This is a genomic window from Stutzerimonas xanthomarina DSM 18231 (assembly GCF_900129835.1).
In the GTDB taxonomy this organism is placed as follows: Bacteria; Pseudomonadota; Gammaproteobacteria; order Pseudomonadales; family Pseudomonadaceae; genus Stutzerimonas; species Stutzerimonas xanthomarina.
In genome coordinates, this window is the sequence record NZ_FQXA01000004.1 from 421,716 (window position 1) to 435,835 (window position 14,120).

A 14,120-nucleotide genomic window follows, 5' to 3' on the forward strand; every position below is an offset into this window, starting at 1 on the left:
AACGGAGTCGCTAGATGTACTGGATGGAGTTTCTCACTGTGGCGCTGGTTCACTTACTCGCTGTCGCCAGCCCCGGGCCTGACTTTGCGGTAGTCGTGCGCGAAAGCGTTGCCCGCGGTCAGCGCAGCGGCAGCTGGACGGCCATCGGTGTCGGCAGCGGCATCTTGCTGCACGTGGGGTATTCACTGTTAGGCATTGGTCTGATCGTCTCGCAGTCGATCGTGTTATTCAACCTTTTCAAATGGTTAGCGGCAGGCTACCTGTTCTATCTCGGTTTTCAGGCGCTGCGCGCCAAGCCCGTCGCGGTAGACAACCTTGCATCATCTGCGTCCAGTGTTGCGATTAGCCCAAGACGCGCTTTTACCGTTGGTTTCGTCACCAATGGCTTGAATCCCAAGGCGACCTTGTTTTTTCTGTCGCTATTCACCGTAGTTATCGACCCCCATACCCCACTCGCCGTTCAGGCAGCCTATGGGTTATATCTGGCTGGCGCGACCGGCGTGTGGTTCTGCCTGGTGGCCTGGTTGTTCAGCCGCGAGCGTGTGCGGGCCGGGTTTGCCCGGATGGGGCACTGGTTCGATCGTGTCACGGGTGCGGTGCTGATCGGCCTTGGTGTTCGGTTGGCGGCAAGCGAGATCGCTTGATCAAGCTTGCTCGCCGGCCGTTGCATCGTGATGTCGCAACAGTAAGAACAACCGCGACATCGGTGGTTCGAAACGAGAGCGGCACGGCCGAGCGTCGCACCGGTGGCCGCATAAACGTCTAGCGTGTGTCTCATAACATCAATAACAGGAAGCCCTATGCTGCAGACACGAGTGATCAAACCCGCCGCGAATGCCTACCAGTACCCCCTGTTGATCAAGAGCTTGCTGCTATCGGGGCAGCGCTACGAGCGCACGCGCGAAATCGTCTATCGCGATCAGCTGCGTTTCGACTATCGCACCCTCGGTGAGCGCATCGCTCGGCTCGCCAACGTGCTGACAGATGCGGGGGTGAAGGCGGGCGACACCGTGGCGGTGATGGACTGGGACAGCCATCGCTACCTGGAATGCATGTTTGCGATTCCGATGATCGGTGCGGTGGTGCATACCATTAACGTGCGCCTATCGCCCGAGCAGATTCTTTACACCATGAATCACGCCGAGGATCGCTTCGTTCTGGTTAACAGCGAGTTTGCGCCGCTGTATCACGCCATCGCCGGGCAGCTGACGACGGTGGACAAGACGTTGCTGATCACCGACGCCGAGGATAAACAGTGCGATTTGCCGAACTGCGTCGGTGAGTACGAAACGCTGCTGGCGGCCGCAGCGGCGAGTTACGATTTTCCCGACTTCGATGAAAACTCGGTGGCGACCACCTTCTATACCACTGGCACCACTGGCGACCCCAAGGGCGTCTACTTCACGCACCGCCAGCTGGTCTTGCACACGCTCGCAGGCGCGGTGACGGTCGGCTGCCGCGAAAATCCTCAGCTGATGGCGGCTGGGGATGTGTATATGCCGATCACACCGATGTTCCACGTGCACGCCTGGGGTTTGCCCTATGTGGCGACGATGTTGGGCCTCAAGCAGGTTTATCCGGGGCGCTATGATCCTGAGCTGCTGATCGAGCTCTGGCGTCGAGAGAAAGTCACCTTTTCTCATTGCGTACCGACCATCGTGCAGATGCTGCTCAAAGCCAGGGCGGCGCAGGGCACCGACTTCGGCGGCTGGAAGATCACCATCGGCGGCAGTGCGCTTACCCGCGGCCTGTACGAGTCGGCGCGGGCATGCGGCATGCAATTGGTGGCGGCCTATGGGATGTCGGAAACCTGTCCGCTGATTTCCGGGGCTCATATCAACGACGAGCTGCGCAATGCCAGCGAGGACGAGCAGATTACCTACCGTCTCAAGGCCGGGATTCCGGTGGTGCTGGTCGATGCGGCAATTCAGGCGCCGGACGGCAGCTTCCTGCCTGCCGATGGCGTGTCCCAGGGTGAACTGGTGCTTCGTGCGCCCTGGCTGACGCAAGGCTATGCGGGTAATCCGGAGAAGAGCGAAGAGCTGTGGGCCGGTGGTTGGTTGCATACCGGTGACGTCGCCACCCTTGATGAAATGGGCAATATCGACATTCGTGATCGCATCAAGGACGTGATCAAGACGGGTGGCGAGTGGATATCGTCTCTGGCGCTCGAAGGTCTGATCAGCCGGCACGAGGCAGTGCGCGACGTCGCGGTGGTGGGTGTGCCGGATGAGCGTTGGGGCGAGCGACCCTTTGCGCTGCTGGTGCTCTGCGACGGCAAGCAGCTGGATGCGCGATCATTGCAGGTGTTCCTTGAACCCGCCGTGGCGCAGGGCCAGATCAATAAATGGGCCATTCCGCAGCAGATCGCCGTGGTTGAGGATATTCCCAAAACCAGCGTGGGCAAGCTCGACAAAAAGCGTATCCGCGTCGACATCGCGCGCTGGGTCGAGGAGGGCAGTAGCGCCATCTCTTCGGTCTGATACCAGGCTTTCGCTGCGTAGGCTGATCATGCTGCGACCTTCTGGTCCGTCGCGGCATCGTCAGGACATCTGCCGCATACGCTACTGATAGCTTTGTCGAGAGCCGGCTTGCCCAGCCGGCTGTATGTTGCTGTGACCTGTCGGGACGTCCAGCGTGCGAAAGCAGGATTCCAGCAGATGCTAGGCGCCTGGACATCTCGGGTTCGTCGGGGCGTTCCGGTTCCACGGGCGGGCGGGTGTTACCCTAACGTCGCATTCCAGCCCGTGCTGTAACAGGCTGGCGTCCCGCAGATGAAGGAAGTAGATATGAAGAAGATCAGTAACCTGACCGCACTCGCCGCCACCCTTGCGCTGCTGGTCGGCTGCACCAACAATCCCTATACCGGTGAACGCGAAGCTGGCAAGGCCGGCATCTATGGCGGCATCGGTGCGATCAGTGGAGCAGTGATCGGCGCGGCCACCTCCAGCAAGAAGGATCGTGCCAAAGGCGCATTGATCGGAGCCACAGTCGGCGGTGCTGCTGGCGGCGGCTATGGTTACTACGTCGATACCCAGGAAGCCAAGCTGCGCCAGACGTTGCAGGGCACCGGCGTACAGGTCCAGCGCCAAGGCGATAACCTGACGCTGATCATGCCGGGCAACATCACCTTCGCCAGCAACTCGGCCGATATCTCCAGCAGCTTCTATCCAACACTCAATTCGCTGGTGCAGGTGTTCAAAGAGTTCAACAAGAACGGTATCGACATCATCGGTCACACCGACAGTACCGGCTCGCAGCAACTCAACCAGGATCTTTCCAATCGCCGCGCCCGTAGTGTGGCGGCCTATCTGGAAGGCAACGGCGTGCCGGCGTCGCGTATATCATCTTATGGCGCAGGCTCGAGTCAGCCGATTGCCAGCAACGACAGCGCTGCCGGGCGTGCGCAGAACCGCCGCGTCGAGATCAATCTGCGACCACTTTAAGCGGCCAGGCACAGGCGATGTCGATGCGGATTCTGCCTGTGCCATTTTGATGGCGTCAGCTTTACAGCTTTTGTCGTTTCAATTGAACCTCTGAGCAATCCATGACTCTGAAGCTCCTGACAGCGAGCCATAGTTGTGGCACTGAGGAGGTCGAATGGATGATCGTTCCGCTCTCCATTCTCGTAAGCCTTGGCTGCCATTGGTAGTGACGCTGGCCCTGATGTCGGGGCTCGGAGGATGGATCGGCTGGCAGTGGCATGTTCAGGAAATGCGAGTGCGTGCTGAGCAGGCCCAGCGATTCAATCTGGCGGTCAATGACATCGAAAGCAATCTGCGTGAGCGCATGCGCGCGTACGAGATGGTGCTGCGAGGGCTGGCCGGACTTTTCGTCGGCAGTGATGAGGTCAGTCTGCAGGACTGGAATCGGGCTTCCGATCAGCTTCAGCTTCAGGATTTCTACCCCGGCATCCAGGCCATTGCCCTGGCTCGCTATGCGCGCGCGGATAATCTGGAATCGGTCATTTCCGCAATACGCGACAACGGCCGTAGCGAATTTCGCATGTATCCCCGCGGTGAGCGCAGCGATTACCTGATCGTGGATTTCATCCATCCGCTCGATTGGCGTAATCGCCGGGTGCTGGGTTTCGACATGCTGAGTGAGGCGACGCGCAGGGAAGCCGTTATGGCCGCTCGCAATATCGGCACTCCGATGCTCACCGGGCCGGTGCGGCTCAAGCAGGAAACCGAGCACAATGCGCAGATCGGGATTCTGCTGTACCTGCCGCTTTATCGCACTCGAGCTCCGATAACAACTTTGGAAGAGCGCCAGGAAGCATTTGCCGGATCGCTTCACGGTGCGTTTCGGCTTACCGATCTGATGGAAGGGGTGTTGGGTTCGCGCAGCAAGCTGTTTCAGTTGCAGCTCTTCGACGCCGCCGCGCCAGACGAGCCTTTGTTGGTGGGGCGCGCTCCGGTGAGCATCGATGCTGGCTTCCATCGTGTTCGCAACATTTACATGTACGGCCGTAGCTGGCAGTTGGAAGTGGCCAGCACACCGGAATACGAAGCCATTCTCAACCGGGTGGGGCGGGCCTTCAACCTTACTGCGGCGCTGACCGCAGCCGCATTATTTTCTCTGTTGATTGGCGGCTACCTTTATTTACGCGAACGGACCCTGCGCAGTAGTCAGGCGCTCGGCGCGCAGCTTCAAGAGCGGGAGGCATGGTTCCGCCAGCTGATCGAACAGCTGCCAGTAGCAACGGTGCTGTGTAGCGATGAAGGACGCATAGAGTTAGCCAACCAGAGCGCCGCTGCGCTGCTGGGTAGCAGTGCGGGCCTGCTCGCGGGTGAGCGCCTCAGCCACTACATACCCGGAGTTTTGCAGGATCCAACTGATGGGAACCAACTGGACGCCAATCAACAGGAGAGCCACGCGCTGCGGGAAGACGGCACCCCCATTCCTGTTTCGCTCAGTCTGACCAGTTTCAAGCGGGACGAGACCGTTCACTATCTGCTCAATCTCGTGGACCTGCAGCAGCGCAAGCGTGACGAAGAGCGCTTCCGCAATGTGGTGGAAGCCTCGCCGAACGCTTTTCTGCTGTTCGATCGTGACGGGCAGATTGTGATGGTTAACCGTCAGACCGAGCTGCTGTTCGGCTATAGCCGCCAAGAGCTGTTAGGTCAGCCGGTTGAAATACTGATCCCCGAGTCGATGCGCAAAACCTATGCCGAGGTGCGCAACCGTTTCGGCCAGGCGCCCGAATCACGTCGCCTGGGTGAGAATCGCGAGCTCTTCGGGCGCCACCGGGATGGCCATTTGCTGCCTGTGGAGGTTGGCCTGTCGCCATTGCGCAGTGGCGACGAGCAGCTGGTGCAGGCGGTGGTGATCGATATCGCTCATCGCAAAGCAGCGGAGCGGCGTTTGCGTGATCAGGCGAATGAGCTGCTGATCGCCAACCGCTACAAATCTGAGTTTCTCGCCAATATGTCGCACGAACTGCGCACGCCGCTTAATAGCATTCTTATCCTGAGCGATCAGTTGAGACAGAATGCGGCGAGCAACCTGACCGAGAAGCAGGTTCGCCACGCCGACATCATGCATCGGGCCGGCCACGATCTACTCCAGCTGATCAATGACGTGCTTGATCTGGCCAAGATCGAAGCCGGTCACATGGAGATCAAGTCGGAGCCGCTCGACCTCGGCGAGATTCTGGCAGAGCTGCTGGCTGGGCTGCAGCCGATGGCGGATGAGAACGGACTGTCCCTCACGAGCCGGATCGACCCGGGCGTTCCTCCGTCGATCATTACTGATCGCGCGCGGCTGCAGCAGATCTTGCGCAACCTGGTGACCAATGCGCTGAAGTTCACCGAGCAGGGCTCCGTTGATGTCCACGTGAGCAGCCGGCCGGCTGAGAGTCCTGCCGATGAAGCCATGTTGCAGATCTGTGTGACCGACACCGGTATCGGCATTGCAGAAGATCAGCAGGAACGGATCTTCCAAGCCTTCCAGCAAATCGACGGCTCGATCAGCCGTCAATACGGCGGCACGGGCCTGGGGCTCGCAATCGCACGGCAACTGGCCGAAGTGTTGGGGGGCGGGATTCGCCTCACAAGCTCGCTGGGGCAGGGTTCCAGTTTTACCGTCGAGTTGCCGATGAAAGCCTCTGCGACGCCGGAGGTCCGGACGCTACGACCGTATCAACAGCGTGGCCAGGGTGGCGGTCTGCTGATTGTCGAGGACGATGCCGATTTTGCCTCGGTAGTGGCGGAGGTCGCGCAGTCCCACGGTTTTTCCAGCATTATCTGCGGTAGCGGACAAGAGGGGCTGGATGCGCTCGCTCACGACCGTTTTGCGGCGGTGATCCTGGACGTTCTGCTGCCTGACATCAGCGGCTGGCAGGTCCACCGAGCATTGCGAGCCGACCCCAGGCATCGGGGTACGCCGATATACATCATTTCCTGCGTGCCACAGCCGCAGGGCTGGTCGGACGACAGTTCACGCTACCTGCTCAAGCCCGTGGCTCAGTCAGAGCTGGAGCGGCTGTTCGTCGATCTATCGCGGCAGGAAAGCAATTCGACTCGGTTGCTGCTGGTTGAAACCGATCTGGAGCGGCGCCGTCAACTGCGTGAGTATTTCGAGCGGATCGGTTATCGGGTCAGCGAATGCCATCGCAGCGAAGAGGCGCGGCTGGCCTATGCTGAGCACCGATATTCGGTGCTGATCATCGACTTTGATCTTCCTGGCGAAAACGGGCTGGAGCTGCTTGATGCGCTCGACCGCCTGCGCTCACTAAAAGACGTCAGGGTGATCCTGACCAGCCGAGATACGTTATCGGAAAAGAATCTGCAGCGGCTTAAGCGTTATTCAGCGGTTGCGTTGTCAAAAACTGAAGGAATGGAGCATATGGAAGATGCACTTAAGCCCGTTGGGGTTGATGCTGCCGCGTGGGGAATGGGTGAACTGGAACACCCCCTGCTGGGACAGCGCGTGTTGTTGGTAGACTCGGATGTGCGGGCAATTTACGCCATCAGCGCCGTGCTCGACGAACAGGGACTGCAGGTGGTGCCGGTGACGAGCTGTGCCGAGGCGCTGGAACGCTTCGATCAAGATGCGTTCGATCTGGCGTTGGTGGATCTGGCCATGCCGGATAACGGCGGCCCAGCACTGATCCATCAGCTCAGAAACGACTATGGTTGTCAGGTGCCGATTGTGGCGATGACAGTCGGTTCTGATACCGCTGTGACAGAGCAGAAGCTTCCGGCCGGTGCCGACGACATCCTGTTCAAACCGGTCGATAGCGCTAGGCTGGTTGAGCTGCTGCGACGTTTGGAGCGTACTGATGGCCCTTATGCAAGCCCGTAAGGAGAAGTGTGTGACGCATCGTTCAAGCCGAACTGGCGCCCCCAACGTCGGTAACGGAAACAGAACCGTGCTGTGCCGGGAGCTCGGCTGATGGCGTGGTCGCAACCCCAAGCTCAGCCTCGAACCCGCACATTGTTGGTGGTCGATGATCGCGAGGCGAACCTGGTCGCCATGGAGGCCTTGCTCGGCGACGGTGACTGGCAGGTCCACACGGTTAACTCTGGCGAAGCCGCGCTGCAGGCGTTGCTTGATCTGGATGTCGAGCTGGTGTTGCTGGATGTGCAGATGCCGGGCATGGATGGATTCGAAGTGGCCCGCCTGATGCGCGGCAGCCCGCACTCGCGCTACACGCCGATCATCTTTGTTTCGGCCATCGCGCACACCCGTGAATCGGTGCTGCGTGGCTACGCAACCGGTGCGGTAGATTTCATTCTCAAGCCGTTCGATCCGCAAGTACTCAAACACAAGATCAATACGCTGCTCAGTCATGAGCACAATCGACGTGATTTGCAGGTACTCAGCCAGCAGCTCGACAGTGCACGAGCGTTCAACGCGTCGGTACTGAGCAATGCCGCAGAAGGCATTCTGGTGGTGGGTGAGGATGGTTTCATCAACTTCGCCAACCCGGCGATCGCCAAAATGCTGCATACCAGCGTCGATGATCTGCAAGGTACCGCGCTGATCAAACATCTGGCTTCGCCGCAGATGCCACCGGCCTGGCGCGACACCGACTTCTACCAGCATTGGCGTAGCGGTCATACCTATCGTCTTCATGAGGCGCAGCTGTTCACCGCCAACGGCGAAACGCTACCGGTCGCATTGTCGTCGTCACCACTGCCTCGACAACAGCGCTCAATGGTAGTGATTGCTCTGGACATGTCGGTGGTGCGCAGTCTGCACGTGCAGCTGGAGACCCAGGCGGTAACCGACTCGCTGACCGGACTGCTCAATCGGCGCGGCTTTCATCAGGCACTGGATTCGGCTCTGGCGAGAGTCGACCGGAACGGCAAACGCATGGCTGTGCTCTATATCGACCTCGATGGCTTCAAGCGCATCAACGACTCGCTGGGGCACGATGCCGGTGACGAGATCCTCTGCCGCGTGGCGCGTGTGCTCGAGGCCTGCATGCGGCCCTACGACATCATCGCGCGGATGGGCGGAGACGAGTTCACCGCGTTGCTCGACTCGCTGGATAACCCGGAAGATGCCGCCAAGGTTGCTGAGAAGCTTATCGAGCTGATTTCGGTTCGACATACCATCGAAGGGACCGACGTCACGCTCGGCGCCAGTATCGGCATCGCGCATTTCCCCGACTGCGGCCAGAGCGTCGAGGAGCTGCTCCGCTCGGCGGATATGGCCATGTACGAGGCCAAGCGCAACGGCCGGCAGCAATATCGCTTCTTTTCCGGTGAGATGAACGGGCGGGCCCATGCGCGCCTGATGATGGAAGAGAACCTGCGCAGCACCATTGAACGCAATGGTTTCGCCTTGGCTTACCAGCCACAGGTTGTGCTCGAGACCGGTGAGCTGCGTGGGTTCGAGGCCTTGTTGCGCTGGAATTACGCGGGACGCGGTGCGGTCGAACCGAGTGTGTTCATCCCCTTGCTGGAAGAGACCCGGCTGATTGATCGGGTCGGCGAGTGGGCGCTGCGTGAAGGGCTGGCTCAGTGCCGCGACTGGCGTGAGCGATTCGGCGACAAGCTGGTGCTGAGCTTCAACGTCAGCCCGGTGCAGTTCGGCAGGGCCGGACTGATCGACGAGTTGCGTCGGCTGCTCGATGAGTATCAGCTCGATCCTCGCCAGTTGGAACTGGAGGTCACCGAAGGCGCACTGATGCAGGATCTGGAACAGAGCTGTGACAAGCTTCGGCAGTTGCGCGAGCTGGGTGTCAGGGTAGCGGTGGATGATTTCGGCACCGGTTACTCGTCGCTGGCTTACCTGCGCCATTTCGATCTGGATACGCTGAAGATCGACCGCCTGTTCATCGCCAACATGCTTGATTCGCCACGCGATGCCGCGGTGGTCAGCACCATTATCGATCTGGGCCGTAATCTGGGCCTGGAGGTGATTGCCGAAGGCGTTGAAAGCCTGGCCCAGCGCGAGTGGCTAATCGCCCATGACTGTCAGGTGATGCAGGGTTTTCTGGTCGCGCCTGGGTTGGCCGTCGAGGATGCGTTGGAATTTCCGCGGTCAATCGACTGGCTGCAACTAGAAAATCGACCGGCCGGCTAGTACCGGCCGGTCGGGTTAACCTGATGCGCCATGGCGAGGCGGGTATTGTCGGTGGAGTTTTTCGAGGTCGGCGTCCTTGTTACTCCAGAGCTCGTTGACCCACTCCTGAAAGCTCAGCCGATAGGCTTCGTCCTGGTCGTAGCTACGGTGCAGGAACTCGGCAGGGATCGGCTGCGAGTCGATGCGCATGACGACTTGGCCGATCCGGCCGCTTAGCAAATCCCAGAAGCTGGGGTTGCCGTCGGGGTAGTGGATGGTCACGTTGATCAGCGAAGTCAGTTGCTCGCCCATCGCATCGATTACGAACGCGATGCCACCGGCCCTGGGTTTGAGCAGGTAGCGGTAGGGCGATGCCTGTTCAGTGTGCTTGTCCTCGGTGAAGCGCGTACCCTCGAGGAAGTTGAATACCGACACTGGGTTGGTCCGGTAGCGTTCGCAGGCCTTGCGGGTTGTTGCCAGATCCTCGCCGCGCTTTTCCGGATACTTCGCCAGATACTCCTTGCTGAAGCGCTTCATGAAAGGAAACTCCAGCGCCCACCAGCACAGGCCAATGACCGGCACCCAGATCAGCTCCTGCTTGAGGAAGAACTTCAGGATCGGCATTCGCCGGCTCAGTTGGTATTGCAGCATCAGGATGTCGGCCCAGCTCTGGTGATTGCTGGTGACCAGATAGGAGTGCTGCAGATCAACCTTGTCGAGTCCCTGTACGTCCCACTCGGCGCGGCCCACCTGATCCATCCAGAAGTTGTTGACCGTCATCCAGGACTCGGCGATCCAGTGCATGCCGAAGCGCAATCCTCGCTGAATACGCGGAATCGGTAACGCCAGTTTGAGCAGTGATAGCGCAAAAAGCGGCCAGCACCAGAACAGCGTGTTCAGTGCGAGCGTCAGGCCGGCCAGGACGCCCCGAATTGGGACGGGAAGCACGCTTAGCATCGATTAGGTCTTATATCCGTCAATAACGGCGGCAAGAGTACTGAATGCGGGCCGAACTGCAAGCCGAAAAACGGGATGGTGACGTTGCGAGGCGCCCGGCCTAGCTGGCCGGGCGCGGGTGCATCAGGCCTTTTGGTTATCAGCCTGCAGAGCGGTGAGCGCGATGGTGAACACAATGTCATCCACCAGTGCGCCACGGGACAGGTCATTGACCGGCTTGCGCAGGCCTTGCAGCATCGGGCCGACGCTGATCACGTTGGCGCTACGCTGAACCGCCTTGTAGGTGGTGTTGCCCGTGTTCAGGTCAGGGAAGATGAACACTGTGGCCTGACCGGCCACCAGGCTGTTGGGCGCCTTCTGCTTGCCGACACTGGCGACCGATGCGGCGTCGTACTGCAGTGGGCCGTCGATCGGCAAGTTGGGAGCGCGCTCCTGGGCGATGCGGGTGGCTTCAGCAACCTTCTCCACCTCGGCGCCGCTGCCAGAAGTGCCGGTAGAATAGCTGATCATGGCTACGCGCGGGTTGACGCCCAGGGCGACGGCCGATTCGGCGCTTTGCAGGGCGATCTCAGCCAGCTCGGTGGCGCTTGGATTCGGATTTACCGCGCAGTCACCGTAGACCAGCACCTGATCCGGCAGCAGCATGAAGAACACCGATGAGACCAGGCTGTAGCCAGGTGCAGTCTTGATCAGCTGCAACGCCGGGCGGATGGTGTTGGCAGTGGTGTGCACGGCACCGGAAACCAGGCCGTCCACCTCGTCGAGCGCCAGCATCATGGTGCCAAGCACCACGGTGTCTTTGAGCTGCTCACGCGCATCGCCCGGGGTCAGGCCCTTGGCCTTGCGCATTTCGCACATCGGCTCGACGTACTGGTTGATGATCAGTTCCGGGTCGAGAATTTCCAGGCTTGCAGGCAACTGGATGCCTTGCTCGCGCGCAACCGCTTGGACTTCTTCTGGCTTGGCCAGCAGCACGCAGCGCGCTATGCCGCGTTCCTGGCAGATGGCCGCGGCACGTATGGTGCGTGGCTCGTTGCCTTCCGGCAGAACGATGCGCTTGTTTGCCTGCTGGGCACGCTTGACCAGCTGGTAGCGGAATGCCGGGGGCGACAGTCGCAACTCGCTGCGCGGCACGCTGAGGCGGGTATGCAAGAGTTCGGGTTGCAGGTGCTGTGCGATGAAGTCGGTCACCTGGCTGGCGCGTTCGATGTCGTCGGCTGGGGTTTCCTTGTTCAGCCCGAAGAGATTGGTTGCCGTATCGTAGGAACCTGTCTGCACGGTCATCACCGGCAGGCCGCCATCAAGCGCCGCTTTACACAGCTCAAGGATGCGCGGGTCCGGGGCAAAGTCGCTGCAAAGCAACAGGCCTGCGAGTTTGACGCCGTTGAGCGAAGCCAGGCTCGCGGCCAAAATGATGTCGTCGCGGTCGCCCGGGGTGACCACCAGAACGCCTGGCTGCAGGAGCTGCACCGTATTGGGGACAGCGCGGGCGCACAGCACAATCTTGTCGACGCGACGCTGCTCCGCTTCACCGGCGTGAAGGACCTTGGCGTCGAGCAGTTCGGCGATGTCGCGGGTCCGCAAGGCGTTGAGTTTGTCGGCGAAAGGGATCGCGCCAAGCAGTTGGAATTCGGCAGTGCCCAGCAGAGGCAGCTGCGCCTTGAGACCCTCGATGAAGGCGGGCGCACCGTCGTCACCCTTGACCTTGTTGAGAATGACACCCAGCACCTTCGGGTCCTTGGCGCCACCGAACAGCTGGGCCTGGATCTCGATGCGCTCGGCCAGACGCTTGAGCGTGTCACTGCCTTGCGCCGCGATCAGAATGACATCCGCGTCCAGGCTTTTCGCCAGATGCGTGTTGATCCTTGATGTGTGGTTGAACTCACGCGTCGGCACCATGCCTTCGACAATGACCACATCCTTGCCCGCGGCAACCTCCTGATAGCGGCTGACCACGTCCTCGAGTAGCAGATCGAGTTCGCCATCGGCCAGCTGGCGCTCGACCTGCTCCAATGGCAGCGGCTCGGGCGACACGATATTCAGTGTGCGTTCTACCAGAACGCAAGAACGTTCACGGCCTTGATCGTGCGGGAAAGGCTGGGCGATGGGCTTGAAGAAGCCGACCTTCAACCCGGCGCGCTGAAGTGCGCTGATCAGGCCGAGGCTGATGGAGTTGAGGCCGCCGCCAAAACCGCAGGGGGCGAGGAATAAGGTATGCATGATGATCTCCTATCGGGCGAAGGGCGATGCCAAGTAGACAAAACCCGACGCCATTTGCGGTCGTCGGGTTCGTGCGGTGCGTCTGATTGCGGGCGCGCTATCAGGCGTCGAGCAGCGCCAGCGTGTCCAGTGCGATCTGACGTTCTTCGTTGGTCGGTACCACCAGCACGCGGGGGCTGCCTGCCGCCTGGATTTCCCCGCCTACACCGCGCGTGCAGCGTGCGTTGGCCTCTTCGTCCAGCTTGAAGTTGAACAGTTTCAGATGTTCGAGGGTGCGGGTACGCACGGCCATGGAGTTTTCACCAATGCCGCCGGTAAAGATCAGTCCGTCGAGCTTCGGCAGGGCGCAAGCCATGCTTGCCAGCGATTTGGCCAGGCGGTAGCAGAAGACTTCGAATGCCAGGGTGGCGCCGGCATGCCCGGCAACACGGGCTTCCTGTAGCGTGCGCAGGTCGTTGGACAGTCCGGACAGGCCCTTCAGGCCGCTGTCGTGATTAAGCATGCGATCGATTTGCTCGAGGCTCCAGCCCAAGGTGCGGTTCAGGTAGCTGTGCAGGTTGGGATCGACGTCGCCGCTGCGAGTGCCCATGACCAGACCTTCCAGCGGGGTCAGGCCCATACTGGTGTCGCGGCTCTCGCCATTGACGATGGCACAGGTCGAGCAGCCATTGCCTAAGTGAGCCGTCAGCCAGCAGCTGTCATCGACCGGGAGCTCGGTCATTTCGGCGGCACGCTTGCTGACGAAGTTGTGGCTGGTGCCGTGAAAGCCGTAGCGGCGAACGCTGTGCTCCTTGTAGAGGAATTCCGGCACGGCGTAGCGGAACGCATGCTCAGGCATGGTCTGGTGGAAAGCGGTATCGAACACGCTAACCTGCGGCAGGCCGGGGAACAGCGCCATGGCTGCATCAATGCCGACCAGGTTGGCTGGGTTGTGCAGTGGCGCCAGCTGCGCGCTGTCGCGAATGGCCTTCAGTACCGCCTCGTCGATCAGGGTGGAGCCGGTGAAATGTTCGCCCCCGTGGACCACACGATGGCCGATGCCGTCCAGTTTGCCGCCGGCGGCCTCCTGGGCCACAGGCAGCAACCTTTCCAGCGCGGCCCGGTGATCGGCACCTGGAATGTTCAGGCTCTGTTTGGTGTCTCCCAGCTGCCAGTGCAGCACGGCCTCCGGGGTGCCGACACGTTCGGCCAGGCCCTGCAGGGGGAAAGTTGCTTGAGCTTCGTTGACCAGTGCGAATTTGATCGACGAGCTGCCGCAGTTAATCACCAGGATGTTTCGAGCTGACATCGGTGCTCCTTGATGCGGAATTAATTGTTGAAATAGTCGCCTACATTTACAGGCGTGGATTCTTGCACAACATCGAGGGGTGCGATGCTCTCCAAAGGTTGTATTCGGCACCGCCCTACGCATGAAGTTGCGCGGG

8 protein-coding genes are annotated in these 14,120 nt (G+C 60.4%); 5 read left to right on the forward strand and 3 right to left on the reverse strand.

Annotation, left to right across the window (positions count from 1 at the left end):
• Positions 1-14: 14 nt before the first annotated feature.
• The 5 genes from BUE09_RS12990 (at position 15) to BUE09_RS13010 (ending at position 9,540) form a co-directional block, all read left to right on the forward strand.
• Positions 15-644, forward strand: a complete 630-nt coding sequence (locus tag BUE09_RS12990; RefSeq protein ID WP_073301339.1) for a LysE family translocator — start codon at positions 15-17, stop codon at positions 642-644.
• A 156-nt stretch (positions 645-800) separates the two neighbouring features.
• Complete coding sequence (locus BUE09_RS12995; RefSeq protein WP_073301340.1) at positions 801-2,483, forward strand: fatty acid--CoA ligase; 1,683 nt, start codon at positions 801-803, stop codon at positions 2,481-2,483.
• 306 nt (positions 2,484-2,789) lie between these two features.
• Entirely contained in the window at positions 2,790-3,446 is a 657-nt protein-coding gene (locus BUE09_RS13000; protein WP_073301341.1) for a YiaD family glycine zipper/OmpA-like lipoprotein, read from the forward strand.
• A 154-nt stretch (positions 3,447-3,600) separates the two neighbouring features.
• On the forward strand, positions 3,601-7,308 hold the full coding sequence (locus BUE09_RS13005; RefSeq protein WP_073301342.1) for a CHASE domain-containing protein: 3,708 nt from the start codon (positions 3,601-3,603) through the stop codon (positions 7,306-7,308).
• A gap of 90 nt (positions 7,309-7,398) precedes the next feature.
• On the forward strand, positions 7,399-9,540 hold the full coding sequence (locus tag BUE09_RS13010; RefSeq protein WP_073301343.1) for a two-component system response regulator: 2,142 nt from the start codon (positions 7,399-7,401) through the stop codon (positions 9,538-9,540).
• A 15-nt stretch (positions 9,541-9,555) separates the two neighbouring features.
• Here the strand turns inward: BUE09_RS13010 and BUE09_RS13015 are convergent, their stop codons facing one another.
• From BUE09_RS13015 to BUE09_RS13025, 3 genes are all read right to left on the reverse strand, one after another.
• Positions 9,556-10,476 (reverse strand): acyltransferase, encoded by a 921-nt coding sequence (locus tag BUE09_RS13015; protein WP_073301344.1) that lies wholly within the window; start codon positions 10,474-10,476, stop codon positions 9,556-9,558.
• 123 nt (positions 10,477-10,599) lie between these two features.
• A complete protein-coding gene (pta, locus tag BUE09_RS13020; protein WP_073301345.1) occupies positions 10,600-12,696 on the reverse strand; it encodes a phosphate acetyltransferase in 2,097 nt (698 codons plus the stop codon).
• 100 nt (positions 12,697-12,796) lie between these two features.
• The gene (locus tag BUE09_RS13025) at positions 12,797-13,984 is read right to left on the reverse strand and encodes an acetate kinase (protein WP_073301346.1); all 1,188 of its coding nucleotides are present in this window, start codon (positions 13,982-13,984) and stop codon (positions 12,797-12,799) included.
• Between the last annotated feature and the right edge of the window lie 136 nt (positions 13,985-14,120).

Bases quoted from the DNA above. Each gene is read 5' to 3' on its own strand.
- BUE09_RS12990 (WP_073301339.1), top strand. From the start codon at position 15: ATGTACTGGATGGAGTTTCTCACTGTGGCGCTGGTTCACTTACTCGCT.
- BUE09_RS12995 (WP_073301340.1), top strand. From the start codon at position 801: ATGCTGCAGACACGAGTGATCAAACCCGCCGCGAATGCCTACCAGTAC.
- BUE09_RS13000 (WP_073301341.1), top strand. From the start codon at position 2,790: ATGAAGAAGATCAGTAACCTGACCGCACTCGCCGCCACCCTTGCGCTG.
- BUE09_RS13005 (WP_073301342.1), top strand. From the start codon at position 3,601: ATGGATGATCGTTCCGCTCTCCATTCTCGTAAGCCTTGGCTGCCATTG.
- BUE09_RS13010 (WP_073301343.1), top strand. From the start codon at position 7,399: ATGGCGTGGTCGCAACCCCAAGCTCAGCCTCGAACCCGCACATTGTTG.
- BUE09_RS13015 (WP_073301344.1), bottom strand. From the start codon at position 10,476: ATGCTAAGCGTGCTTCCCGTCCCAATTCGGGGCGTCCTGGCCGGCCTG.
- pta (WP_073301345.1), bottom strand. From the start codon at position 12,696: ATGCATACCTTATTCCTCGCCCCCTGCGGTTTTGGCGGCGGCCTCAAC.
- BUE09_RS13025 (WP_073301346.1), bottom strand. From the start codon at position 13,984: ATGTCAGCTCGAAACATCCTGGTGATTAACTGCGGCAGCTCGTCGATC.